Here is a 24,516-nt window from a genome sequence, read left to right as displayed (position 1 = left end):
GTTGCGACATGCCTCTGACCTATTCCACCCGGCTGCGTTTATCCGCATTGAGTCTGGCGATTGCCTGTGCTCTGCCGACGGTGACTTTTGCACAAACCAGCAGTACCCCTGTTTCTTCAACGACGACGCCGGTAAAAAAGGATAAAACCAGCGACGAAACCCTGACCGTCGCCGCCACCGGCAACGCACGCAGCAGCTTTGAAGCACCGATGATGGTTACGGTGATCGAGGGCCATACGCCTGAAAGCCAAACCGCCACCAGCGCCGCCGATATGCTACGCCGTGTGCCAGGCATTACCGTCAATGGTACCGGCCGCAGCAATGGACAGGATGTTTTCATGCGTGGCTACGGTAAAAATGGCGTGCTAACGCTGGTCGATGGCATCCGCCAGGGCACCGACACCGGGCACCTTGGTGCTACCTTCCTCGATCCGGCTTTGGTGAAACGCATTGAAGTGGTGCGCGGCCCTTCTGCCCTGTTGTACGGCAGTGGCGCACTGGGTGGGGTAATCGCCTATGAAACCGTGGATGCCGCCGATCTGCTGTTACCCGGCCATAATAGCGGCTACCGGGTTTACGGCACCGCCGGCAGCGGCGATCACAGCCTGGGTATGGGCGCCAGCGCCTACGGCAGGACAGACAATCTCGACGGTCTGCTATCATTTGGTACCCGCGACGTCGGCAATCTGCGCCAGGGCAACGGCTTTGATGCACCCAACGATGAAACCATCAGTAATCTGCTGGCCAAGGGCACCTGGGCTCTCGATGAAAATCAATCGTTGAGCGGTGATCTGCGTTACTACAATAACCGGGCTCAGGAGCCGAAGAACCCACAGGAATCAGCCAGCAGCAGTGGCAACCTGATGACTGACCGCTCAACCATCCAGCGCGACGGCCAGCTCAGCTACAAACTGAACCCTGTGGGGCAGGACTGGCTCGATGCCGAAGCCAAAGTCTATTACTCTGAAGTAGAGATCAACGCCCACACCAACGGTAGCGAAGACGAAGCACGCAAGCAGACCACCCGTGGTGCCAAATTGGAAAACCGCACCCGATTGTTTGCCGATACCTTCGCTTCTCACCTGTTTACCTATGGCACTGAAGCTTATAAGCAAGAACAGACACCGGGTGGTGCGACCGAAAGCTTCCCACAGGCGAAAATCAATTTTGCTTCGGGCTGGTTGCAGGATGAAATTACCCTGCGCGACCTGCCAGTCACCCTGCTTGCCGGGACGCGTTACGATAACTACAAGGGCTCCAGCGATGGCTATGCCGATGTTGACGCCGACAAATGGTCGTCGCGCGGTGCCGTCAGCATTACGCCAACCGACTGGTTGATGCTGTTCGGCTCTTATTCCCAGGCTTTCCGCGCGCCTACCATGGGCGAGATGTACAACGACTCCAAGCACTTCTCTATCCCCATGGGGCCCACCACCATTACCAACAACTGGGTGCCTAACCCGAATCTGAAGCCGGAAACCAATGCCACTCAGGAATATGGCTTCGGGCTGCGTTTTGACGACCTGTTGCTGGCTGATGACAGCCTGCAATTCAAAGCCAGTTACTTCGATACCAAAGCCAGGGACTACATCACCACGGATGTCACCATGGAGCTGGGCCGTGGCCCTCGTGGTCCCTATTGCATCAGTTGCACCACTTTCTCGACCAATATCGATCGCGCAAAAATATGGGGCTGGGACGCCACGTTGAGCTACAAAACCGCTATTTTTGGTTGGGACCTGGCGTACAACCGGACTCGCGGCAAGAACGAAAGCAGCGGTGAATGGTTAAACAGCATCAATCCGGACACCGTGACCAGCACACTGGACGTTCCCTTGGGTGAAACAGGCCTGTCGACCGGCTGGGTTGCCACGCTGGCACAACGCGCCTCCCGTGTGGAGACCGGCACGGCGGAGCAAGGCGGCTATGGCGTCAACGATTTCTACCTGAGCTATAAAGGCCGTGAGCGCCTGCAAGGCATCACCACCACGGTAGTACTGGGCAATGCCTTTGATAAAGAATACTACTCGCCACAGGGCATTCCGCAGGATGGGCGTAATGCCAAACTGCTGGTCAGCTATCAGTGGTAACGTTTTGAATCCGGCGGCCAAGCTGATTGCCCGTCGATTGAACCTCACACAGGAGAACACGCTATGAGCAATACCCTATACGCACGCTACCAACAGGCAAAAATCGATAACCCGGGCAAATATGCGCGCGATCTGGCTGAGCTGCTTGGCGTCAGCGAAGCGGAACTGACCCATGCCCGCGTCGGTCAGGATACCCGTCGCCTGCAGGCAGACGCCCGTACCCTGCTGACCGAACTTGAGCAGGTTGGCGTGACCAAATCCATCACCCGTAACAGCTACGCGGTGCATGAGCAAATGGGCCGTTACCGCAACCAGCACCTGAACGGCCACGCCGGGCTGATCCTCAATCCGCGTGAGCTGGATCTGCGCCTGTTCCTCAATCAGTGGGCCAGCGCTTTCGCCATGAGCGAAACCAATAAGCGCGGCGTACGTCACAGCATTCAGTTCTTCGATCATCAGGGTGACGCACTGCATAAGGTGTACACCACCGATGAAACCGATCTGCCGGCCTGGATGGCGCTGGTTGAACGCCACCTGAACGCAGAAAACCCAGAGCTGGCGCTGCAACCGGCAGACGCCACGGTCAATACTACATCGCCGGATGCCGACAAGATCGACCAGGAATGGCGTGCAATGACCGACGTTCACCAGTTCTTCCAGTTGCTGGGCCGCAATAAACTGACGCGCCAGCAAGCTTTCCGTGCCGTCGGTAACGATTTGGCCTATCGGGTCGATAACTGCGCCCTGAACCAATTGCTTAACGCCGCGATGGGCCTGCAGAACGAGATCATGATTTTTGTCGGCAACCGCGGCTGCGTGCAGATCTTCACCGGCCAGATTGAACGTCTGATGCCGCAGGAAGGCTGGATCAACGTGTTTAACCGCCGTTTCACCCTGCACCTGATCGAAGACGCGATCGCCGAAAGCTGGATCACCCGCAAGCCGACCAAAGACGGCTTTGTCACCAGCCTGGAACTGTTCGCCGCCGACGGCACACAGATCGCCCAACTTTACGGCCAACGCACCGAAGGCCAGCCGGAACAAACCCAGTGGCGTGAGCAGGTCGCCGCGCTCGAACCCAAGGACATTGCCGCATGAAACCCTCATTGACCCGTCGTCTGGCGTTTTGCATAACGCTGACGTTGCCGTTCACCGCTGCGGCGGCGGAACGTATTGTCTCGATAGGCGGTGACGTCACCGAAATTGCCTTCGCTCTGGGCGCGGGCGATGAAGTGATAGCACGAGACAGCACCAGCCTGCAGCCGGAAGCGGTTAAAAAGTTGCCGGATGTCGGTTACATGCGCCAGCTCAATGCCGAAGGTATTCTGGCGCTGAAACCCACGCTGGTGCTGACCACCGAGTTGGCCGAACCGGCGCTGGTACTCAAACAGCTGGAAGAAAGCGGCGTTAAAGTGGTGCGCATTCCCGGCGATACTACCTTGCAGAGCGTGCCGGAAAAAATCGGCGTGATCGCCAATGCGTTACAGCGAGTCGACCAGGGGAAGCAGTTAAGCACCCGCTACCAGCAGCAACTGGCGGCAGTGAAAACCGATGCGCTGCCGGTCAGGGTATTGTTCGTCATGAGTCACGGCGGTCTTACACCGATGGCCGCCGGGCAACATACCGCCGCCGATGCGATCATTACCGCGGCGGGTCTGAAGAATGCCATGCAAGGGTTCAGCCGCTATCGCCCACTGTCGCAGGAAGGCGTGATCGCCAGCGCGCCCGACCTGCTGTTGATCACTACTGACGGCATGAAAACTCTCGGCGGCCCGCAGCAGCTGTGGAAATTGCCGGGTATCGCACTCACCCCGGCGGGCAAACAGCAGCGCGTACTGGTGGTTGACGATATGGCGTTGCTGGGCTTTGGGCTGGAAACTCCGGCCGCGCTGGCCGCACTGCGTCATGCGGCGGAGCAAAAGTAATGCGCAGTCGCACCTCCCCCCGTCTGGCAATCACCGGTCTGCTGGTGCTGCTGATGTTGTTGGCGCTGGGCGCCGCCAATCTGGGTGCGCTGACACTGTCGTTCCGCACCCTGTGGCAACAGCCCTTTAGCGACACAGCCTGGCATATTTGGCTGAACATCCGCCTGCCGCGCGTACTGCTGGCGGTGGTGATAGGCTGTGCGTTGGCGGTGTCTGGTGCCGTGATGCAAGGGTTGTTTCGTAACCCATTGGCCGATCCCAGCCTGCTGGGTATCAGCAGCGGCGGCGCGCTGTTTGTTGCGCTGATTATCGTTATGCCACTGGCCCTGCCACCGGTGATCGCTTTGTATGGCCATATGCTGGCGGCGTTCCTCGGCAGCATGTTGGTATCGCTGTTGATCTACGGCATCAGCCGCAGCGGTCACGGCAGCCTGTCACGCCTGTTGCTGGCAGGTATCGCCATCAACGCCCTGTGCATGGCGGCGATTGGCGTGTTGTCTTATCTCAGTAGCGACCAGCAACTGCGCCAGTTTTCACTGTGGATGATGGGCAGTCTGAGCCAATCCCAGTGGCCAACGTTGGTGGTTTCCGCCTCGCTGATCCTGCCGGCCACCCTGCTGACGCTATTACAGGCGCGCCGCCTGAACCTGCTGCAACTGGGCGATGAAGAGGCGCACTACCTGGGGGTGAATGTTCAGCGGGCCAAGCTGCAACTGCTGCTGTTAAGCGCATTGTTGATTGGTGCGGCAGTGGCGATGAGCGGCGTGATTGGTTTTATCGGGCTGGTGGTGCCACATCTGGTACGTATGCGCCTCGGTGGCGACCATCGCTGGCTGCTGCCCTGCTCTGCACTCGGTGGCGCCTGTCTGCTGTTGGTCAGCGATACGCTGGCGCGCACCCTGGTGGCACCGGCAGAAATGCCGGTCGGCTTGATGACCAGCCTGATCGGCGGGCCTTACTTTTTATGGCTGGTGATGCGCCAGCGGGAGCGCATGGGTGGATAACTCATCAAGCCTGACGGCGCAGCAATTACGCTACAGCCTGGGTTCACGTCGGCTGATCAGTGACGTGTCACTCAGTATCGCCAGCGGCGAAATGGTGGCAATTATCGGGCCGAACGGCGCGGGCAAGTCGACGTTACTGCGCCTGTTAACCGGTTATCTTCAGCCGGGCTGTGGTGAATGCCAGTTGCTTGGCCGACCGCTGGAACAGTGGCAGCCGCAACAGTTGGCGAAAGTGCGCGCGGTAATGCGCCAGCACAGCGATCTGGCCTTTCCCTTTACCGTCGAGGAAGTGGTCAGTATGGGTCGCGCGCCCCACGGTAAGCGCGACGCACAGCAGGCGGTGCAGCAAGTGATGGCGCAAACCGACTGTCTCGAATTGGCCCAGCGCGATTATCGGCAACTTTCCGGTGGCGAACAACAACGGGTACAGCTTGCCCGCGTGCTGGCACAGCTTTGGCAACCGCAGCCCACTCCGGCCTGGCTGTTTCTCGACGAACCGACCTCGGCGCTGGATCTTTACCACCAGCAACATACGCTGAGGCTGCTGCGCACGCTGACGCGGCAACAGCCAATTGCGGTGTGCTGTGTATTGCACGATCTCAATCTGGCCGCACTGTACGCGGACCGTATTTTATTGCTGCATCAGGGGCAATTGGTCGCTACGGGCACGCCGCAGGAAGTGTTGCAGGCGGATATTCTCACCCGTTGGTATCAGGCGGATCTGGGAGTGGTTCACCACCCGGAAGTGGCGCTGCCGCAGGTGTATTTGCGTCAATAGGACTATAGCGGGTGCGGCAGGCCGCACCCGTCATCTTCTATCACCTATCAGCTCGAACAGGAGATCTCCAGATGTTTGCCCCAATCCGGCGGCAACGCGGCGAGATCGTCATACTCCGGTTTGTCGGCAAACGGCGTCAGCAATGCCTGATGCAGGCGAGCCAGCTTACTGACATCATCCTGTTCGGCGCTTTCAATCGCCTGTTGCGCCAGATAGTTGCGCAGGATCAGCTTCGGGTTCACCGCCTTCATCGCCTGTTGCCGTTCGGCATCACTCACCTGCTCTTGCTGCAAGCGCTGACGGTACTGCTGGTACCAGCCGTCAAACGCGGCGCGATCAATAAATTCATCCCGCAACGGTGACTGCGCCTGTTGCTGCTCCGTCTGGCTCAGCAGACGGAAGGTGCGGCTGTAGTCTCGTCCCTCTTGCGCCATCAGGCTCAACAACCCGGTCAGCAGGCTGTTATCTTGCGAAGACTGAGTGAAGAAACCGAGCTTGGCACGCATCTGTTCGCCATAAGCCTGCATCAGGGCCGGTTCATAGGCCGCCAGCGCGTTCTGCAGCTGTTCGGTACTCATCAGCCCGGACAGGGTCTGCGCCAGCCGGTGGAGGTTCCACAGCGCCACCGCCGGCTGATTATCATAGGCGTAACGCCCCTGGTGATCCGAATGGTTGCAGATGTAGTCGGGTTTGTAGTCGTCGAGGAAACCGTACGGGCCGTAGTCGATGGTAATACCCAGGATCGACATGTTATCGGTGTTCATTACGCCATGAGCAAAACCAACGGTCTGCCAATGAGCAATCAACCGCGCGGTGCGTTCAACCACGTCGGTAAACCACTGCAGATAGCCATCACTCTGATCTTGAAACTGCGGCCAGTGGCGGGCAATAACAAAATCGGCCAACTGCTGAACCTGTTCCGGCTGCTTACGGTAGTAAAAATGTTCAAAATGGCCGAAGCGCACGTGGCTTTCCGCTACGCGCAATAGCATTGCACCGCGCTCCGGTTGTTCACGGTAGACAGGTTGCTCACTGGTGACGATGGTCAGCGCGCGCGTAGTTGGAATACCCAGATGATGCAGTGCCTCGGAGGCCAGGAACTCGCGGATCACCGAGCGCAGGACCGCACGGCCGTCGCCCATACGCGAATACGGCGTCAGGCCTGCGCCTTTCAGGTGCCAGTCCATGCTGCGGCCATCGGCCAGTCGTTGTTCACCCAGCAGAATGCCGCGACCGTCACCCAATTGCCCGGCCCAGACGCCGAACTGGTGGCCACTGTACACCTGGGCCAGCGGGCGCATGCCCGGCAGCAGCGTTTCACCCGCCCAAATCGGGGTTTTATCCTGGGTAAACCAGCTTTCGTCCAACCCCAGTTCTCGGGCCAGCGGCTCGCTGTGATACAGCAGCCGGGTGCCCTGCAGCGGCGTGGGGTTCAATTCGGTATAAAAACCGGTTAACTGTTGGTGGTAAGCGTTTTCAAACTGCGGCATAGGCCCTCCGTTCCACCTAGTGTAGAGCTTGGGCGTGGCGATTAACACAGAGGAAATGCAGGGAGAACGCATCTGCCTGAAACCAGGACAGATGCGCATGATTCAACGTTTATGCCGATATGGCTTAAAAGCCCTTTTGCGCTGATAGATAAAATACTTTATCAGCGAGAAAATCATGATGAATAACAGCGCAGGAATCACAGCAAACATCATCCAGTCCATTATTGGCCCCATTGTGTGTAGTAAGTACTGTCAATTATTGTTATTGAACTCATCGGGCGTTACCCGTAACACCGCCAGATTATCCACACCAACGCTGGGCCATAAAAAACCTTGCAGACCAAAAACGCCGGCGTGTCTGAGCTTATTAAAATATTCCTCCTTCTCTATTCCTTCGACGATCACCCCCTTGCACAGCAGATTGATATTCTTTAATAGCGAGTCGAACACTACGTCATAACCCTGATGGTTAAACAACTGCCAGTAAAAACGCTTATCGATTTTCACGTAGTCGAATAATCCATCATACAATGCGGTCAGGGTCGCCTGGCCGGAACCAAAGTCATCCAGCCACAGTGAGAACATCTCGCTAAGCTGACGGATCTTTGCATTGTTTTTTCCTGCTGAAAGATTCGGAAAACCTTCGCTGATTTCAAAGGCAATAAATGACCACTGTCTGATGCGCTCACACAATTGAGCGTCAGAGAGAATCAAATCGACCAGGGATTCTTCAACATTAAGGGTCAACAGCACGCCATTCTCGACAAACCAGGCGGCGTTCTGTTCTGCCAAACTCAATTGCTCATTAAATAACTCAATCCTTTGCTCGGGGGTCAATAAATTGATCCCAATGTCAGCCGGCATCGCCAAATCACCGTCCAGACTATTAAAACGGTTCAAAATTTCCACCGCCAACAGCCTGCCCTCCATTGAGTAAACAGGTTGAAAAACATAGCTACTAATAAAGTCAGCTTCGAATTGGATTTTCATTTCAGTGCCACAGGCTGAATGGCGAACATCTCATCGTATATCAATATATTTTATCGATCAATCCCTGTGGGATTAATCGGAAATATCAATGCAACCAGTGATAACTTATCATTTAATTGATAGATTAAAGCTATATTGACTAGGCAGAACGCAGCGTCAAAAACGATTTGGCTTAAGGCAAAAAATAGAGTGTCAGGTATGAATTTAAGTCATATTTAGCTTAAGGAATAGGGTAATTCTGAAAATTTGACTTATCGCCATTGTTTTAATTAAAGAAATTCCTATTGGCAGATAAATATTAAATCCTCACCCCGAAATCATGTACGAAGAAGTGGTATCAACTGATTAAATTTAATAACGCATCAATTCTTCGCGTTATTCTTTGCATTGAATCAGTAAAAAAATGCTCACCTTGCTTTTTGGGGAAGTTATGCTACCTCGGTGTTTTCACTGCATTTTTTTACACAAAAGGATAACGTCAGGAAAGAAGGAGCAAACTCGTGGCATAAAAAAGGGATGAGTCACCTCATCCCGGAACATTCAGGATCCGAACGTTATTTGATCGTTTCAAGCAGCCATTGCCGTAGTTCGGTTAATTCAGCGGCCTGTTCTGGGAACTGCGCAATCAAGGTGTCGCAGCAATTAGCCAGCGTCTCACTGCGATAGGCACAACCCACCAGCATCTCGGCCAACCGTTGCAACGGCGCCGGACTGAGACTGTCGGTGAAAATCTGTGCCCGACAGATCAAGCCCTTCTCTACGTCAAAGAAGATATCCACCCCACCCCAGACAAACCGCTCATTCAGCAAATGACTGAATGCCGGTGCCTTGCCGAAATTCCATTCCCAGCTGCTTTGTTTGGCGAACTGAGTGGCAAAATCCGGCAGATCCGGGTAAACATCCGGAGAAATGATTTCCGCTTTGGCGGTTTCACCATAGTGCTCAAAGAACGCCTGAGTCACCGCGTCGCACACCTGTTGGTGGCTGATATCGGGTTTAAACTCCGCCAGATTGGCAACCCGCGACCGCACCGAAGTAATACCCTTGGCCTGCAACTTTTTTGGGTCCGGATTAAGGTAATCCGCCAGACGGTTGAGATCGGCGTTCAACAATAGTGTGCCATGGTGGAATCCGCGATCCTGGGTTTCCCGGTAGGCCGAGCCGGAAATTTTACGCACGCCCTCTGCGGAATCAATCACCAGATCATTGCGTCCCGATGCGGTGGCCGTAATGCCCAGTTGAGCCAGCGCTTGCAGAATGATGCCGGTGGAGACGGTTTTATCGTAACCGGGTTTGCCCGCCATAAAGGTAAAACAGGTATTACCGAGATCGTGAAATACCGCCCCACCGCCGCTGCTGCGCCGCGCCAGGCGAATACCGTCCTGCTCCATCCGGCGGGTGTTGCACTCTTTCCACGGGTTTTGTGACTGGCCAATCACCACGGTTTCGGCATTACGCCATAAGAACAGAATTTTCTGCGTGGTCATTTCGCGGAAGATGCACTCTTCCACGGCCAGATTGAACCAGGGATCGTAGGAATCGGAAATCAGTAGGCGTAAGTTATTCATGGCGGTCACCGTTAAGGACGTGATGCCGCCATGATACACCAAATCAAAGGGTTAAGACTAAATGCGGCGCGCCTGCCAGTAGACCTTCTTCCAGTAGACGTTATTCAGTGAGGAGCGCATCACGCCACGGCTGGTTGAGGCGTGGATAAACTGATCGTTGGTATCATAAATGCCCACATGCAAACCGTTCTCACCGCCACCGGTTTTGAAAAACACCAGGTCGCCGGGCATTAACTCATCGCGCGACACTTTGGTCCCCAGCGAGGTTTGCGCCTCCGTGGAACGCGGTAATTGCATATCGAAACGATCGCTGAAGGTGCGATAAACGAATCCGGAGCAGTCGACGCCGCCGCGATCCAAGCCGCCATAGCGATAGGGAGCACCGTACCATTGACGCAGTTGCTCATTTAATTGTGCGACAACCACGATAGAGTCCGACAATCGGCCGCTTGGCGGTGGCGCATGGCTGCTGCAACCGGCAAGAATTAAACTGGCTAATAAAAACCAAATACGCATCCGCATAATATCCCTTCATTGAACAGATTGCCGCATCATGCCGTCCGGTAAGCTTACCGCCTGCGAGGCAAAGCCGGCACCAAGTAAGGTGAGCGCTATTTTGGGCTAATTTATCCCCCAGCGGGGGAAAAAGGCAAGCGTGCTGAAGGAGATAATCGAATTGACGCCGGTTTTTGCACTATTCGGGCGTTTTTACCTTGGTCTGACTGTTAATCAGCCACACGCCAAACAGGATAAACAGCGTACCCAACGTTTTCAGCAACGTGGCGGATTCGTTAAACCAGGGCAGGATCACCGCCGCCAGGTACACCAGCGCATAACTCACGCTCAGCAACGGATAAGCCCGGTTGAGTGGTAAATGGTGCAGCGCGAAGAACCAGCACAGCATGGACAACGCGTAACCGAAAATACCGCCGCTGACCGTCAGTAAGGGCAACCAGTACTGGATAAACAGGTTAAGCGTGACGTCGGCAAACGACATCAATGGGATCTGGGCCATGCCCCACTTCATCAGTAACTGCGCCAACGTGACCAACAGCACGCTGGCCGCGCCCCAGGCGTAACCTCTCATGGATTGATACTCATCAACAGGATCCCCAGCATGATCGAAGCCACTCCACACCAGTGACGTGCGGTAGTGGGTTCTTTAAACAGCCAACGGGCAGCGAGCGTCACCAGCACAAAATTTATGCTGAGCGTCGGGTAGGCCAGGCTAAGAGGCAAACGCTGCAGCACATTGAGCCACACCGCCATGCCCAGCCCCAACAGCAATACGGCCAGCGCCAACCAACGCAGCGTTACCCCACGTCTGACGTCGGGGGGTAACTGCCAGCTCTGGGCCGCCTGTTTCTGGCACAGCTGCCCACCACAGGTGAGCAGGCTGACCACAATCACCAACAAATAGCCGATAATCATGGCTGCTGAGAGTACCAGAACAATGCCAGACGGTTCATCACTTGCACCTTATCCGCTGCCGGCAAATTCTGCTCATCGATATTTTCGCCACGCGACAGCTGCAATACCAGTGAGACATCACCCTGTTTGCGTGCCTGGGCCAGCCACTGCGGGAAATCGCCGTCGCTGATGAAATGGCTACGAGCATCCGGATAGTCCAAACCATAGGACACTTCCCCCTTCTGGTTAAACATCAGTACGTCGCTGCGCTTCAACTCCCAGGCCAACCCCGCGGCAACACCCACGCTGTCGGTCAGCACATAGCGACTGTGATTTAACTCGGCCATATTCACCCGAATAAAGTTTTGCGGCAGTTTGGAGTCGGTCACCTGTTGTGGGATAGCGTAACCGCTCAGCAAACACAGCAACAACGGACAAGCCGCCGCCCAGCGCCAACGCTGCCCATGATTACGCACCGAGACCACGGCAAACAACAACCAGCCGGCAAAGGCGATAATACCGATAACAATTTTCGGCCATTCCTGCGAGCTAAACAAGTGCACCTTTGGCAGCAACCCTGCGCCAATAACCAACAGTGCCACCACGCCGATCAGACCAAACAGGCCATTTAATACTGCGTTAACCTTGAATACCTTGCTGCGCAGCGCCGTCGCATAATCCTCGGCGTAAACCGCCATCAGCAATGCCAACGGTGCCATGCACGGCAAGATATAAGTCGGTAGCTTACCCTTGGCAATACTAAAGAAGATCAGTGGCATCACCACCCAACTCAGCAGGAAAAATAACTCCGGCCGTTGCACGCGCTCACGCCAGCCCTTCACCAATGCGCCCGGCAACAGTGCCAACCATGGCAATACCGCCGCCATCAGAATCGGGATGTAATACCAGAACGGCTCTTTGTGTTGTGCATTATCCTCGGCGAAACGTTGAATGTGCTCCACCCAGAAGAAGTAGTTCCAGAAATCCGGCTCACGTTGTGCAATGGCAAGCGCCCACGGCAAACTCAGCAGCACCGCCACCAGGATCGCTACCGGGCCGTAGATCAGCAGGTCCTTGATGCGTCGCTGCTGAATGACAATCGGGATCACCGCAATCACCGGCACCGCCAGCGCCAGAAATCCCTTGGTCATAAAGCCCATGCCGCAGGCCAGCCCCAACAGCACGTAGCCGCCCAGTTTGCCTTTGGCCGTGGTGGCTTTCAGCGTCAGGTAATAGCTGACCATCGCAGCGGCCAACCACAACGAGATCATCGGGTCCAATACGCTGTAGGTGCCGATGCTGAATACCAGCACCATCGACAGGAAAATCAGTACCGCCAGGCAGGCACGGTTGGCATTGCGCCACATCAGCATCGCCAGTGCAAACACCAGCAGCGCCGTCATGCCGGTGCTGAATACCGAACCAAAGCGCACCGCAAAGTTGGTATCACCAAACAGCCATTGGCTGATGTTGTTGATCCAATAACCGGCGACCGGTTTTTCGAAATAGCGCAGGCCAAGCAAGTTCGGCACCACCCAGTCGCCGCGTTGCAGCATTTCTCGGCTAATCTCGGCGTAGCGAGTTTCGTCCGGTTGCCACAGCAGGCGACCGTTAAGTGGGATCAGGTAAACCAGAGCAAAAAAAATGGCCAACAAGATGGCCCAGGATCCTTTTAGCGCCTTCATGAATCGTCCTTCACATCGGTTTGACAACCCAGCCAACCTTCGCGGCCAGGGAAAGGAGCACGCTCGACGCGGCCCAATGGCAATGACGCCAAATCTTGAGGCAACAAAGCGCTTAACGGGCAGAATTCTATGCCCTGCCGTTGCGCACGTTGCAGTAACTGTTCAAACATAGCGGCCTGTGACATCCCTTCCACTTCTGTGTGAATGGTGTACACCGGCACGCCGCGATCGTTTTCAATCGCCCGCAAAATGTAATCGTTGAAGTCAGCCATACTGACTTCACTGCCAATCACCTCATCAAAGGTGGGTAACGTGACCGGGATCTGCACGGTGCCCAGACGACCATCGCTTAACAGCGGACGGAAAGGATGGGTACCACGACAGTCGCTGTTGTAGTGAAAACCAAAACGCTGCTTCACCTCCAACACCCGCGTATCGGCACGCCAACCGGCAACCGCCGAGCATTTGACCGGCTGGCCGGTACTGGCTGACAACGCATCCACCCCAAGCTGAACCTGTTGCGTCAGCTGCGCCTCAGACCACCGGCCGACCTTGGCTTGCCACCCCTGATGATCCCAGGCGTGCAGCCCTACCTCATGCCCGGCCTGCGCAGTGAGCTTCATCAACGACCCCAGAGTGCGGGAAATATTGCGTCCCGGCCAGGCGGTACCGGCCAGCAGAATATCCCAGCCATACAGCGATGCGGCATTCGAGCGCAGCATTTTCCACAGGAATTTCGGACGCAAAAGGCGCCACAGATGGCGCCCCATATTGTCCGGTCCTACGCTGAAGAAGAAACTGGCCTGAATATTGTACTTGTCAAACAGCTCCAGCAACTGCGGCACCCCTTCCCGGGTACCGCTGAAGGTATCTACATCAACTCGCAGACCGACTTTCTTCATGCACCATCGCCTTCCTGAACGGTAGTGCGCAGGAAGTAATCCAGCGTATCGGCAACGGTTTGCTGCATCGCGATGGTCGGCTGCCAATCCAGCAGGCGGCGGGCATTCTTGATGCTCGGCGTACGGTGCTCAACGTCCTGATAACCTTTGCCGTAGTAGCTGCTGCTTTCAACATCCTTAAAGCCGGCAAACGGCGGGAAGCGATCGCGCAGCGGATGGTTATTGAAGCTTTCGAGCAGCATTTCCGCCAGTTCACGGATGCTGGCCTCGTTGGTCGGGTTACCGATGTTGACGATCTGACCATCGCACAGGCCGTCACGATTTTCGATAATGCGGAACAGCGCTTCGATACCGTCGTTGATATCGGTAAAGCAGCGTTTTTGTGCCCCACCGTCCATCAGTTTGATCGGCGAACCTTCCACCAGGTTGAGGATCAGCTGGGTGATAGCACGGGAAGAACCGATACGCGCGGCGTCCAGGTTATCCAGACGTGGGCCCATCCAGTTAAACGGACGGAACAGGGTAAACTTCAGCCCTTCCTTGGCACCGTAGGCCCAGATCACCCGGTCCAGCAACTGCTTGGACACCGAGTAAATCCAGCGCTGTTTGTTGATCGGCCCGACGATCAGGCGTGAGTGGTCTTCGTCGAATTCCTTGTCGTCACACATGCCGTACACTTCAGAAGTGGACGGGAAGATAATGCGCTTGTTGTATTTCACACAGTCGCGAACGATTTTCAGGTTTTCTTCGAAATCCAGCTCGAACACGCGCAGTGGGTTGCGGGTGTATTCGATCGGCGTGGCAATAGCCACCAGCGGCAGGATCACGTCGCATTTCTTGATGTGATACTCGATCCACTCGGAGTGAATGCTGATATCCCCTTCCACAAAGTGGAAGCGCGGGTTACCCAGGAAACGGCTGATGGCATCAGAGCCAATATCCAGACCGTAGATATCGTAACGATCATCGCGCAGCAGGCGTTCGGTCAGGTGGTTACCGATAAAGCCGTTCACACCGAGGATCAGTACGCGGGTTCTGCGTTTCATCACTGCGTTAGGTTTAGCGGCCAAACGGACATCGGTAACGATGCCCATTTCCTGCGCCAGACGGCTGCCTTGCACATACAGGCCGACATCGTTTTGGCCGGCAACAATTTCCAGTGCACCTTCACCACAGGCAATGATCAGCGGAGAAGTGCTGAGCACGGTACCCGGCTGCTTGTCATGCTGGGTATCCAGCACTCGAGCGCGCCAGACGATCAGTTTACGCTGACCCAGGTAGCTGAAAGCCCCAGGGTAAGGTTCGGTCACTGCACGGATCAGGTTGTTAATTTCCTGCGCGGATTTATGCCACAGGATTTCACCGTCAGCCGCGGCGCGACGACCAAAATAGCTGGCATCGGCTTCGTTTTGCACCGTGAAGGAAGCGGTGCCGTTTTTCAGCTTTGGCAATTCCTGCTTCAGCAACACCTGCGCCGCTTCCAGCACTTTTTTGTGCAGCGTCAGCGCGGTGTCGCCGGCGGCTATCGCCACCTTTTGCTGGCCAACAATATCGCCGGCATCCGGGCGTTTGACCATTTTATGCAGCGTAACGCCGGTTTCGGTTTCGCCATTAACCAGCGCCCAGTTCACCGGTGCGCGGCCACGGTAGCGCGGCAGCAGTGAGCCATGCAGGTTAAAGCCGCCTTTTGGTGCCAGGGACAGCAGCTCTTCGCTCAGCAGGTTACGGTAATAGAATGAGAAGATAACGTCCGGCTGCATCTGGCGAATACGCTCGATCCACAGCGGATGGTTAACGTCTTCCGGCGCATAGACCGGTAACTCCAATTCTGCACCCAGACGGGCTACAGAGGAGAAAAAGTTGTTCTCACCAGGATCGTCGGTATGCGTGAATACCGCCTGAACATCATAGCCCGCGTCAGTCAGCGCTTTCAGACCCGCGCAGCCAATATCATGGTAAGCAAATACGATAGCTTTCATTATTCTTCTTCCTGAGTATTGTGATTCGGTTGTTCACCGACCACTTTCTGAACAAAATAACGGGGACGAGCACGCACGTCGGTGTAGATGCGACCGATGTACTCTCCCAACAGGCCCATGCCGACAAACTGGGCACCGATAAAAGTGAATAACACGGCAAACAGGGTGAATACCCCGCCGCCCGACCATTCAGGCCCCATAATCAAACGCAGGGCGATCAACAGCACCGCCAGCACAAAGCCGGAAAGCGCCACCACGCTGCCCACCACGCTGAGCAAACGCAACGGCGTCGTGGTCAGGCAGGTGATCAGGTCATACATCAGATTAATCAGCTTCATCAGGCTGTATTTGGAATCACCAAACTCACGTTCGGCGTGCAGCACGTCAATTTCAGTGGTGCGGCGGGCGAAAGTATTCGCCAGGATCGGAATAAAGGTGCTGCGCTCGTGACAGTTCAGCATCGCCTCAATAATGTGACGACGGTAGGCGCGCAACATGCAGCCGTAATCCCCCATCGATTTACCGGTGGCGCGTTGGATCATCATATTAATGATGCGCGAGGCGCTTTTACGGAACCAAGAGTCCTGACGGTTGGCACGCACGGTACCCACTACGTCATAACCCTCTTCCGCCACCTGGACCAGACGCGGGATCTCTTCCGGCGGGTTTTGTAAATCGGCATCCAGTGTAATCACCAGATCGCCGCTCACCTGATTGAAGCCTGCCATGATTGCCGAGTGCTGGCCATAATTGCGGTTCAGCAACACGGCAATCACACAACTACCCGGCTGTTCGGCGGCGGCGGTCAGCATATCGGCAGAATTGTCGCTGCTGCCGTCATCGACCAGGATAATTTCATAAGCTTGGGTCAGTTTTTTACAGGCGGCGGTGGTACGTTCAAGCAAGGCAGGCAAACTTTCCTGCTCGTTGTATACCGGGATCACCACCGAAACTTTTTTTATCGGTTCAACGCGAGACACGTAGCGACTCCACAACAGAAGACAAGGCTTTAACCACGCGATCAACATCGGCGTCGGTCATATCAGGGAACAGCGGCAAGGTGCACAGGCGCGCCGAGTTCCATTCGGTATTGGGCAAGGACAACTGCGGATAGCGCTCACGGTAATACTTCTGGGTATGGGCGGCGCGGAAATGCAGGCCGGTACCGATGCCCACTTCTTTCAGGCGCTCCATCAGTTGGTCACGATCGATGCCACAGCGTTCGGCGTCGACGCGTACCATAAACAGATGCCAGGCATGGTCATGCGGGTAATCAGGCAGCCCCAGCGGCAGGAAAGGTGACCCTTCCAGAGCGCGGAGGTAACGCTCAGCCAGCACCTTGCGGCGAGCGTTAAGCTGCGGCAGACGGCCCAGTTGCACCACGGCGATGGCCGCATGGATATCGGAGAGATTGTATTTGTAGCCTGGCTCCACCACTTCGGCCTGCGGCTTACGCCCCAGTTGCTGGCGGTCAAAGGCATCAACGGCCAGGCCGTGGAACTTCAGACAACGCAGGCGATCGGCCAGTTCGTCGTCGTCGGTAGCAATCAGGCCGCCTTCGGCACAGGTCAGGTTCTTAATCGCGTGGAATGAGAAAATTGCCGTGCCGCGCGCGCCCACCCACTCACCGTTGTAACGGGAGCCTACCGCATGTGCGGCGTCTTCAATCAGGGGAAGGTTGTGGCGTGTAGCCACTTCACGCAATGCATCCATCTGCAGCGGTGCACCGGCATAATGCACCGGGACAATGGCTTTGGTTTTGGCAGTGATAGCGGCTTCAACATCGCTGGCGCTGACCATCAACGTATCACGGTCAACGTCAATCATCACCGGCGTTGCGCCAAGCAATTCGATCATGTTGAGAGTAGAAACCCAGGTTTGTGAAGGGGTGATCACTTCGTCACCCGGGCCAATGTTCAGTGCCATCAGGGTAATATGCATACCCGCAGTAGCGGAACAGACGGCAATGGCGTGTTTACAACCGAAGGTGGCGCAGAACTCACTTTCCAACTGCTGATTTTGCGGCCCGGTGGTGATCCAACCTGAGCGCAATACCTTTTCTACCGCCGCGATTTCTTCATCGCCAATCGCCGGGCGTGAGAAAGGTAAAAATTGATCCATAGTTAACCCCAAACGTATCAAATTTCTTTAATGACACTGTAGATCTCTTTTATTTAACGAATATTAAACGCCAGAGAGAATCGTTCCTGATGGATTAACTGCCAATGTACGGCCGCAAGCTTAACTAAACCTTAAGGTGCGATTAATTATCAGCTAACTGCCTGATCTGCGAGGGCCATCATCATTAAATTAAATTGATTATAGAATCAATTAGTTATAGTTATATGTAATTATTTACTTATTATATTTGAACTAAATTAGCGTAGCACGTCAGCGACGGCTTTCAAGATTGACGGGAGGATTCTGAGGGAAGGAGGGAAATAAAGCCGGTACTTACCCGGCTATTTATATCAGGTCCGTTTAATTTTCGTTTATAGTGCATTTTCAATGCACTAACCCATCATGCCGTTTTGGTCATAATCCAGCGCTGGTCACCCACCGCCTGCAGGTGAAAATCCACGTCATAAATCTGTGAAAGCAGTACCGGCTCCATCACTTCCCTGGTGGTTCCCTGCGCAACCAGCCGCCCGGCATGCAGTAACCAAACCCGATCGGCCTGCTGTAAGGTATGGTTAAGGTCGTGCGCGCAAACCAATGCGCTACGTCCACTCTGACAAAACTCTCGCAACAGCCGATCCAGCGCCACCTTCTGCGCCACATCCAGGCTATTGGTCGGTTCATCCAGCAGCAACAGTTGGCTATGGGGGTTGACCGTCGGCCAAACCTGCAGCAATACCGCCGCCAGCCGTACCCGTTGCCATTCACCGCCGGACAACTGCGTCAACATACGCGACAGCTTGTCCGTCAGTTTCAAGCGCTGGCACAAATACACAATGGTGCTCTCCAGCGCCTGCTCAGTGGCCCCTGCAGGCCGGTGCAGCTCCAGATACTGGAAAACCGGCATCAGCGCCACCGGCGGCTGTTGCTGGCAGAGATAGGCACGGCGCAGCGCCAGTTCATTGCCCTGATAACCCCCCAACGGCTGCCCGGCCAGCAGGATCTCTCCCGTACCGGGCAATATGCCTGCCAGTCGCGCTAACAGTGTGCTTTTACCCGCACCGTTCGGACCAATAAGGTGAAACTGCAACCCAGCATCGACCTGCGCTGAAAATGGGGCCAGACGCCCTTCTACCCCAACCTGACTGAGTTGCAGCATTATGGATCACCGCTCCTTGTTTATTATTCGGCCAACGCCTGTTTGACGGCGGCCACCAGTGCAGGATCTTCCGGCGTGGTGTCCGGAGAGAAACGTTGGATCACCTTGCCATCACGGCCGATCAGGAATTTTTCAAAGTTCCACAGAATGTCGCCGGTTTGCTTCGGTGCCCGGCCCTTGCTGCTCATACGCTCCAGGAACTCACTGCCCTGCGGGGCCACGGCTTGCGGCTCGGCGGCAATCAACGCCTGATATAATGGATGGCGGTTCTCGCTGTTCACTTCAAGCTTGGCAAACATCGGGAATTCAACGCCAAAGGTACCGCGGCAAAACGCCAGGATCTCCTCGTTGCTGCCCGGCTCCTGCCCGAGGAATTCGTTGGACGGAAAGCCCAGCACTTCAAACCCTTGGCCACGGTAGGTTTCGTATAAGGCTTCCAGCCCTTCATATTGCTTGGTCAGACCGCACTCCGAAGCCACATTAACCACCAGCAACACGCTGCCTTTATATTTGCCCAGCGTGGTGGCTTGGTTCTCGATAGTGTCCAGCGGAATGTCATAAATCGCTTGAGTCATGGAGCTTATCCTCTTGTTTTACTTGCAGGTGAACAGAGAAACTACCTTACGCTTTTTACCCGGGTCAGTAACCAGATAAATAGCGGTGCCCCCAGCGTGGCGGTGACCACCCCAATGGGTAATTCAGCCGACAATAGTGTAATACGCGCCACCACATCGGCCGCCAGCAACACACCGGCGCCGGCCAGTGCACAGCCGGGCAATAAATAACGCTGATTCGTCAGGCCACTGAGGCGCAGCATATGCGGGATCACCAGCCCGACAAAGCCGATCACCCCCGCCAGGGCCACACTCACCCCCACCAGCCAGCCGATCGCCAGCACCAGGAGATTACGCCACAGATGCAGTGAAAGCCCAAGCTGACGCGCCTGTACCTCGCCCAATGCCATAAAATTTAGCGCCTTGCCCTGACAACACAGCCACAGCAATACCGGTAACAGCGCCAGTACCAGCCATTTTTGCCGCCAGTCAACCCCGCCAAAACCGCCCATCATCCAGTACATCAGTTGGCGCAGATCCAGGCTGGAACTGAAGTACACCGCCCAGGTCATTACCGCGCTGCACACGATGCCCAAGGCAACCCCTACCAACAGCAGACGTGCATTGGTCAGGCGCTTACGGCGGGCAAAGCTCAGCAGCAGGAAGGTCATGAGCAATGCGCCCGCAATGGCGCTCAGGCTCATCAGCGCCACCGGCAGCAGGCCGTTGCCCAGCAGTACCGTTAGCACCAATGCCACCCCGGCCCCGTTTGCCACACCCAGCAAGCCCGGTTCGGCCAACGGATTTTCAAACAATGCCTGCATCACTGCCCCGGCCACCGCCAGGCTGGCCCCCACCAACATTACCGCCAGCGCACGTGGCAGGCGTAATTGCCAGACAAACAGCTGCGCCGCTTCACTCGACCACTGTGATGGCCAGAGCCAAATGTCGCCCGCGCTGAGGCTGAAAACAAATGCCACGGCAACGCCCAGCGTTAACAACAGCAGATGCCGTTTATCGCGATGGCGTTGTTTGTGCAGCAATAAGGTAAAGGTCTGGCTGGCTGGCATAGGCGTGGAGATCCCCTGCGGGCCGTGATCAGCGGCCGAATATTGACGTCTGGGTCGAATATTAGGGGGTTAGCGCCCGAAGGGAAAGCATTGCATCAGGAGAATTGCGGGAAAACAGCAGTTGATCTTGCCAGTCACCCGTAAGTGATGGCAAAACCAGCCGCCGTTGAATCAATTATCGACGCTGGTCGTTACTCTTTTGCGGATAGGGTTTACCCTGACCATTGTCATTGCCGCGCCCCTTGTCATGGTCACGGCCATTGTCGCGGCCGCCGTTGTCATGATGGTTGCCGTCGTTACGATTATCGCGCTCACCGTGGAACGGATTGCCGCCCCGATCCGGGCCACCGTGTTCGTTACCCCGCGGTGGGGAAGATTGCCAACGACCACCATCCCAGTACATGCCACGATTATTGCGTTCACCCTTGCCGCGCCCCTGGTGCTCATGCCACCACTGCGGCGGACGCCAGTCATAGCCATCCCAATAATAACCCCGCCGGTCCTGATCCCCCAGATGCACCGCAACACCCGGCACGTTGATATCAATCGAGACATCCGCCTGCGCCGCTACTGGCAGCAGCAGCGGTAAACACACCAGCAACAGGATCTTTTTCATTTTTCGCTCCTACTTTATTTTCTCGCTGAGGGGGTTATATCAGTGTGTTTATTTTGCGCCTATCTCACTAATGCCTATTTTCAGATCGTTTTCATCTCTCTTACACATTCCATACATTCTATTTTTATTGCTTGAATAAAATAGCCGCTAACAACCGTTAACGAATCGCTGACATACCGTAAGCCTTGTTGGTCTTTATAATTAATCTGCAACCCATCAGAGAGATACTATTATGATTAAACGCATTGGACTTTTTTTGACCGTCACCCTACTGTCCGTGGCGCTCAGCGCCTGCTGCTTCGGGCCTCACGGTGGTGGTCATCGTGGCGGTGGTGGACCGGGCCACTACTACAATCATTATTAGTCAACAGGGGCCTCGGCCTCTGTTTTATTTCTATCGCCGTCAGAAAATCAATAGCCATAAGAATAATCCGTAAGAAATAGATTATTTTAATGTGCATTACAGGCATCAATATTATTGAGTGAATTATCTATTCTTCCGCCGTTTAAGAATAAACCGAAATTTACCTCTAACGTTAAAAAGAAAAAGGCCGCAAAAGCGGCCTTTTTTGGTTTCATGCAACTTACTCTTTCGGGCTTGCGTTCTCTACCCGACTTTTCAGCTTTTGCCCTGGACGGAAAGTGACCACGCGGCGCGCCGTAATCGGAATGTCCTCGCCGGTCTTCGGGTTACGCCCCGGACGTTGGTTCTTGTCACGCAAATCAAAATTGCCAAAACCTGACAGTTTAACCTGCTCACCGTTTTCAAGAGCACGACGAACCTCTTCGAAAAACAGTTCTACCAGGTCTTTGGCATCCCGTTTGCTAAGCCCAAGCTTTTCAAACAGGTGTTCTGACATTTCAGCTTTAGTAAGCGCCATAGGTTCAATCCCTCAAGGATGCTTGGAATCGCTGTTTTAGAGCCTCTACACATTTTGCAACGGTAACGGCTATCTCCTCTTCTTCCAGTGTACGAGCGGTATCCTGCAATACCAGACTGATAGCCAGGCTCTTATAACCCTCTGCCACGCCCTTGCCACGGTACACATCAAACAAGTTTACGCCAACTACCTGATTTGCGCCAACTTTCTTACACTCTGCCAAAATATCTTCTGCGGGGACGTTTTCAGCCACCACAACAGCGATATCGCGACGGTTTGCCGGGAAGCGAGAAATCTCCCGCGCCTGAGGCACGGCGCGGCTTGCGACCTTGTCCCACTCCAGTTCAAACACCACTGTGCGGCCGTTAAGATCCAGTTTACGCTCAAGTTCCGGATGAACCACACCGATGAAACCGACACGTTGGCCCTGGAAATAAATGGCTGCGCTTTGCCCTGGGTGCAAGGCCGGATTAGCCTCTGCCTTGAACTGAATTTCGGATAATTTACCGGTCAGTTCCAGGACAGACTCCAGATCCCCTTTTAAATCATAGAAGTCGACTGGCTTACGCGCCAGATCCCAATGTTCTTCATGCGTATGGCCCGCAATCACCCCTGCCAGCATGACGTCCTGACGGATACCCAGATTTGCCGCAGTATCAGGGACAAAGCGCAGGCCGCTTTCAAACAGGCGCAGACGAGTCTGCTGACGATTCTGGTTATAAACCACGGCGGACAACAAGCCGGTCCACAGTGACAGACGCATCGCAGACATCTCTACCGAGATTGGGCTTGGCAGGATCAGCACTTCTTCACCCGGGTGCAGCAAGGCCTGTACCTTAGGATCAACGAAACTGTAGGTGATGGCTTCCTGGTAACCGTGATCGACCAGCATGGTTTTCACACGCTTCAGCGTCAGATCCGCTTCGCGATGCTTGGTCATGATCAGATCAGCACGAACCGGCACGTCAGGAATGTTGTTGTAGCCGTAAACACGCGCCACTTCTTCCACCAGGTCTTCTTCGATTTCCATATCGAAACGCCAGCTCGGCGCAACCGCCAGCCAGTTATCGCCCTGCTCGGTGACCTGGCAGCCCAGACGACGCAGAATGTCGCTGACCTGCTCGCTTGGCACCACGTGGCCAATCAGGCGATCCAGCTTTTCACGACGCAAAGTAATAGTGGCACGCTTTGGCAACTCACTTTCGGCGGTCACATCAATAACCGGGCCGGCCTGACCGCCACAGATATCAATCAGCAGGCGAGTCGCACGCTCCATGGCTTTATACTGCAGCGCAGGATCAACACCGCGCTCGTAACGGTGGGAAGCATCCGTATGCAGACCTTGACGGCGTGCACGGCCGGTAATCGCCAGCGGGCTGAAGAAAGCACATTCCAGCAGCACGTCCTGGGTGGATTCATTCACACCGGAGTGTTCGCCACCGAAGATACCGCCCATCGCCAAAGCTTTTTGGTGATCGGCAATCACTAAGGTATCAGCGTTCAATTTGGCTTCGTTGCCGTCCAGCAGCGTCAGGGTTTCACCTTCGCTCGCCATACGCACCACGATACCGCCTTCGATGCGGTTCAGGTCGAAGGCATGCATCGGCTGGCCCAGTTCCAACAGCACGTAGTTGGTAACATCCACTACCGCATCAATGGAACGGATGCCGCAACGACGCAGCTTCTCACGCATCCACAGCGGGCTGGCCGCCTTGACGTCGATGCCTTTCACTACGCGACCAAGGTAACGCGGGCACGCCTGAGGCGCGTCGACGCGGATCGGCAGCGTATCATTAATGGTGGCCGCCACCGGGCTCATGTCCGGCTCGGTCAGAGCAACCTGATTCAATACCCCAACATCGCGCGCCACGCCGATAATACCCAGGCAGTCGGCACGGTTCGGCGTTACGCTGATTTCGATCGCGTTGTCATCCAGCTTCAGATATTCACGGATATCGGTGCCAATCGGCGCGTCTTCCGGCAGCTCAATGATACCGTCGTGATCATCAGTAATACCCAGCTCGGAGAACGAGCAAAGCATCCCTTCTGAAGGCTCACCGCGCAGTTTCGCCGCTTTGATTTTGAAATCGCCTGGCAGCACTGCACCGACGGTAGCAACGGCTACCTTCAGACCGGTGCGGCAGTTTGGTGCGCCACAGACGATATCCAGCAGGCGATCGCCGCCCACGTTGATCTTGGTCACACGCAGTTTGTCGGCATTCGGGTGCTGGCCGCACTCAACAACATGGCCCACAACTACGCCGTTAAAGGCACCCGCTACCGGTTCCACCCCGTCC

At 55.3% G+C, this 24,516-nt stretch carries 23 protein-coding genes; 5 read left to right on the top strand and 18 right to left on the bottom strand.

All coding sequences use genetic code 11. The annotated features are described in order from the left end of the window. Positions 1–8 precede the first annotated feature (8 nt). The 5 genes from BEI65_RS25080 (at position 9) to BEI65_RS25060 (ending at position 5,797) form a co-directional block, all read left to right on the top strand. Entirely contained in the window at positions 9–2,090 is a 2,082-nt protein-coding gene (locus tag BEI65_RS25080) for a TonB-dependent hemoglobin/transferrin/lactoferrin family receptor (protein ID WP_099065555.1), read from the top strand. Positions 2,091–2,153: 63 nt separating this feature from the next. Further along, positions 2,154–3,188: a hemin-degrading factor gene (locus BEI65_RS25075; RefSeq protein ID WP_099065554.1), complete on the top strand. Its 1,035-nt coding sequence runs from the start codon at positions 2,154–2,156 to the stop codon at positions 3,186–3,188. Next, positions 3,185–4,015: a hemin ABC transporter substrate-binding protein gene (locus tag BEI65_RS25070; protein ID WP_099065553.1), complete on the top strand. Its 831-nt coding sequence runs from the start codon at positions 3,185–3,187 to the stop codon at positions 4,013–4,015. Before BEI65_RS25075 ends, BEI65_RS25070 begins: the two co-directional genes overlap by 4 nt. Continuing rightward, positions 4,015–5,019, top strand: a complete 1,005-nt coding sequence (locus BEI65_RS25065) for an iron ABC transporter permease (protein ID WP_099065552.1) — start codon at positions 4,015–4,017, stop codon at positions 5,017–5,019. The genes BEI65_RS25070 and BEI65_RS25065 overlap by 1 nt, the downstream gene beginning before the upstream one ends. Then, positions 5,012–5,797, top strand: coding sequence for a heme ABC transporter ATP-binding protein (locus BEI65_RS25060; protein WP_099065551.1), 786 nt, complete (start codon positions 5,012–5,014; stop codon positions 5,795–5,797). Before BEI65_RS25065 ends, BEI65_RS25060 begins: the two co-directional genes overlap by 8 nt. Before the next feature lie 47 nt (positions 5,798–5,844). On the opposite strand, the gene BEI65_RS25055 is transcribed toward BEI65_RS25060, so the two are convergent. The 18 genes from BEI65_RS25055 to pheT all read right to left on the bottom strand — a co-directional run. After that, on the bottom strand, positions 5,845–7,287 hold the full coding sequence (locus BEI65_RS25055) for a protein adenylyltransferase SelO (protein ID WP_099065550.1): 1,443 nt from the start codon (positions 7,285–7,287) through the stop codon (positions 5,845–5,847). A 252-nt stretch (positions 7,288–7,539) separates the two neighbouring features. After that, positions 7,540–8,277 (bottom strand): EAL domain-containing protein, encoded by a 738-nt coding sequence (locus tag BEI65_RS25050; protein ID WP_099065549.1) that lies wholly within the window; start codon positions 8,275–8,277, stop codon positions 7,540–7,542. A gap of 554 nt (positions 8,278–8,831) precedes the next feature. Continuing rightward, complete coding sequence (locus tag BEI65_RS25045) at positions 8,832–9,845, bottom strand: lipoate--protein ligase A (protein ID WP_099065548.1); 1,014 nt, start codon at positions 9,843–9,845, stop codon at positions 8,832–8,834. A 57-nt stretch (positions 9,846–9,902) separates the two neighbouring features. Next, on the bottom strand, positions 9,903–10,367 hold the full coding sequence (locus BEI65_RS25040; protein ID WP_099065547.1) for an NlpC/P60 family protein: 465 nt from the start codon (positions 10,365–10,367) through the stop codon (positions 9,903–9,905). Positions 10,368–10,539: 172 nt separating this feature from the next. Then, positions 10,540–10,932, bottom strand: a complete 393-nt coding sequence (arnF, locus tag BEI65_RS25035) for a 4-amino-4-deoxy-L-arabinose-phosphoundecaprenol flippase subunit ArnF (RefSeq protein WP_099065546.1) — start codon at positions 10,930–10,932, stop codon at positions 10,540–10,542. Further along, entirely contained in the window at positions 10,929–11,276 is a 348-nt protein-coding gene (gene arnE, locus BEI65_RS25030; RefSeq protein ID WP_099065545.1) for a 4-amino-4-deoxy-L-arabinose-phosphoundecaprenol flippase subunit ArnE, read from the bottom strand. The genes arnF and arnE overlap by 4 nt, the downstream gene beginning before the upstream one ends. Continuing rightward, complete coding sequence (arnT, locus tag BEI65_RS25025; protein ID WP_099065544.1) at positions 11,273–12,940, bottom strand: lipid IV(A) 4-amino-4-deoxy-L-arabinosyltransferase; 1,668 nt, start codon at positions 12,938–12,940, stop codon at positions 11,273–11,275. Before arnT ends, arnE begins: the two co-directional genes overlap by 4 nt. Next, positions 12,937–13,842 carry a 4-deoxy-4-formamido-L-arabinose-phosphoundecaprenol deformylase gene (arnD, locus tag BEI65_RS25020; protein ID WP_099065543.1) on the bottom strand — a complete coding sequence of 302 codons (906 nt, stop codon included), beginning with the start codon at positions 13,840–13,842 and terminating at the stop codon, positions 12,937–12,939. Before arnD ends, arnT begins: the two co-directional genes overlap by 4 nt. Beyond that, positions 13,839–15,821 carry a bifunctional UDP-4-amino-4-deoxy-L-arabinose formyltransferase/UDP-glucuronic acid oxidase ArnA gene (arnA, locus tag BEI65_RS25015; RefSeq protein WP_099065542.1) on the bottom strand — a complete coding sequence of 661 codons (1,983 nt, stop codon included), beginning with the start codon at positions 15,819–15,821 and terminating at the stop codon, positions 13,839–13,841. Before arnA ends, arnD begins: the two co-directional genes overlap by 4 nt. After that, a complete protein-coding gene (arnC, locus tag BEI65_RS25010; RefSeq protein WP_099065541.1) occupies positions 15,821–16,801 on the bottom strand; it encodes an undecaprenyl-phosphate 4-deoxy-4-formamido-L-arabinose transferase in 981 nt (326 codons plus the stop codon). Before arnC ends, arnA begins: the two co-directional genes overlap by 1 nt. Beyond that, positions 16,788–17,942: a UDP-4-amino-4-deoxy-L-arabinose aminotransferase gene (gene arnB, locus BEI65_RS25005; RefSeq protein ID WP_099065540.1), complete on the bottom strand. Its 1,155-nt coding sequence runs from the start codon at positions 17,940–17,942 to the stop codon at positions 16,788–16,790. The genes arnC and arnB overlap by 14 nt, the downstream gene beginning before the upstream one ends. A gap of 400 nt (positions 17,943–18,342) precedes the next feature. Beyond that, a complete protein-coding gene (gene btuD / locus BEI65_RS25000; protein WP_099065539.1) occupies positions 18,343–19,098 on the bottom strand; it encodes a vitamin B12 ABC transporter ATP-binding protein BtuD in 756 nt (251 codons plus the stop codon). Positions 19,099–19,121: 23 nt separating this feature from the next. Further along, positions 19,122–19,673 carry a glutathione peroxidase gene (locus BEI65_RS24995; protein WP_099065538.1) on the bottom strand — a complete coding sequence of 184 codons (552 nt, stop codon included), beginning with the start codon at positions 19,671–19,673 and terminating at the stop codon, positions 19,122–19,124. A 41-nt stretch (positions 19,674–19,714) separates the two neighbouring features. Continuing rightward, complete coding sequence (gene btuC, locus BEI65_RS24990) at positions 19,715–20,722, bottom strand: vitamin B12 ABC transporter permease BtuC (RefSeq protein WP_099065537.1); 1,008 nt, start codon at positions 20,720–20,722, stop codon at positions 19,715–19,717. A 175-nt stretch (positions 20,723–20,897) separates the two neighbouring features. Further along, complete coding sequence (locus tag BEI65_RS24985) at positions 20,898–21,338, bottom strand: DUF2502 domain-containing protein (RefSeq protein WP_099065536.1); 441 nt, start codon at positions 21,336–21,338, stop codon at positions 20,898–20,900. Positions 21,339–21,788: 450 nt separating this feature from the next. Further along, complete coding sequence (locus BEI65_RS27360) at positions 21,789–21,917, bottom strand: hypothetical protein (protein WP_255409048.1); 129 nt, start codon at positions 21,915–21,917, stop codon at positions 21,789–21,791. 5 nt (positions 21,918–21,922) lie between these two features. Further along, on the bottom strand, positions 21,923–22,219 hold the full coding sequence (ihfA, locus tag BEI65_RS24980) for an integration host factor subunit alpha (protein WP_004943604.1): 297 nt from the start codon (positions 22,217–22,219) through the stop codon (positions 21,923–21,925). Positions 22,220–22,223: 4 nt separating this feature from the next. Beyond that, the coding region (pheT, locus tag BEI65_RS24975) for a phenylalanine--tRNA ligase subunit beta (protein WP_099065535.1) at positions 22,224–24,516 on the bottom strand (2,293 nt) is incomplete at its 5' end.

This window comes from Serratia sp. BW106, assembly GCF_002607755.1.
GTDB lineage: Bacteria > Pseudomonadota > Gammaproteobacteria > Enterobacterales > Enterobacteriaceae > Serratia > Serratia proteamaculans.
Note: the sequence above shows the minus strand (reverse complement) of the source record. Positions and strands in the feature narration are given on the sequence as shown.

Excerpts from the sequence above, each read along its gene's own strand:
- btuD (WP_099065539.1), bottom strand. The coding sequence starts at position 19,098 with ATGCTGCAACTCAGTCAGGTTGGGGTAGAAGGGCGTCTGGCCCCATTT.
- BEI65_RS25045 (WP_099065548.1), bottom strand. The coding sequence starts at position 9,845 with ATGAATAACTTACGCCTACTGATTTCCGATTCCTACGATCCCTGGTTC.
- BEI65_RS25055 (WP_099065550.1), bottom strand. The coding sequence starts at position 7,287 with ATGCCGCAGTTTGAAAACGCTTACCACCAACAGTTAACCGGTTTTTAT.
- arnA (WP_099065542.1), bottom strand. The coding sequence starts at position 15,821 with ATGAAAGCTATCGTATTTGCTTACCATGATATTGGCTGCGCGGGTCTG.
- BEI65_RS24995 (WP_099065538.1), bottom strand. The coding sequence starts at position 19,673 with ATGACTCAAGCGATTTATGACATTCCGCTGGACACTATCGAGAACCAA.
- arnF (WP_099065546.1), bottom strand. The coding sequence starts at position 10,932 with ATGAGAGGTTACGCCTGGGGCGCGGCCAGCGTGCTGTTGGTCACGTTG.
- arnB (WP_099065540.1), bottom strand. The coding sequence starts at position 17,942 with ATGGATCAATTTTTACCTTTCTCACGCCCGGCGATTGGCGATGAAGAA.
- btuC (WP_099065537.1), bottom strand. The coding sequence starts at position 20,722 with ATGCCAGCCAGCCAGACCTTTACCTTATTGCTGCACAAACAACGCCAT.
- BEI65_RS25070 (WP_099065553.1), top strand. The coding sequence starts at position 3,185 with ATGAAACCCTCATTGACCCGTCGTCTGGCGTTTTGCATAACGCTGACG.
- BEI65_RS25065 (WP_099065552.1), top strand. The coding sequence starts at position 4,015 with ATGCGCAGTCGCACCTCCCCCCGTCTGGCAATCACCGGTCTGCTGGTG.
- ihfA (WP_004943604.1), bottom strand. The coding sequence starts at position 22,219 with ATGGCGCTTACTAAAGCTGAAATGTCAGAACACCTGTTTGAAAAGCTT.
- BEI65_RS27360 (WP_255409048.1), bottom strand. The coding sequence starts at position 21,917 with ATGAAACCAAAAAAGGCCGCTTTTGCGGCCTTTTTCTTTTTAACGTTA.
- arnE (WP_099065545.1), bottom strand. The coding sequence starts at position 11,276 with ATGATTATCGGCTATTTGTTGGTGATTGTGGTCAGCCTGCTCACCTGT.
- arnT (WP_099065544.1), bottom strand. The coding sequence starts at position 12,940 with ATGAAGGCGCTAAAAGGATCCTGGGCCATCTTGTTGGCCATTTTTTTT.
- BEI65_RS25040 (WP_099065547.1), bottom strand. The coding sequence starts at position 10,367 with ATGCGGATGCGTATTTGGTTTTTATTAGCCAGTTTAATTCTTGCCGGT.
- arnD (WP_099065543.1), bottom strand. The coding sequence starts at position 13,842 with ATGAAGAAAGTCGGTCTGCGAGTTGATGTAGATACCTTCAGCGGTACC.
- BEI65_RS24985 (WP_099065536.1), bottom strand. The coding sequence starts at position 21,338 with ATGAAAAAGATCCTGTTGCTGGTGTGTTTACCGCTGCTGCTGCCAGTA.
- BEI65_RS25050 (WP_099065549.1), bottom strand. The coding sequence starts at position 8,277 with ATGAAAATCCAATTCGAAGCTGACTTTATTAGTAGCTATGTTTTTCAA.
- BEI65_RS25080 (WP_099065555.1), top strand. The coding sequence starts at position 9 with ATGCCTCTGACCTATTCCACCCGGCTGCGTTTATCCGCATTGAGTCTG.
- BEI65_RS25075 (WP_099065554.1), top strand. The coding sequence starts at position 2,154 with ATGAGCAATACCCTATACGCACGCTACCAACAGGCAAAAATCGATAAC.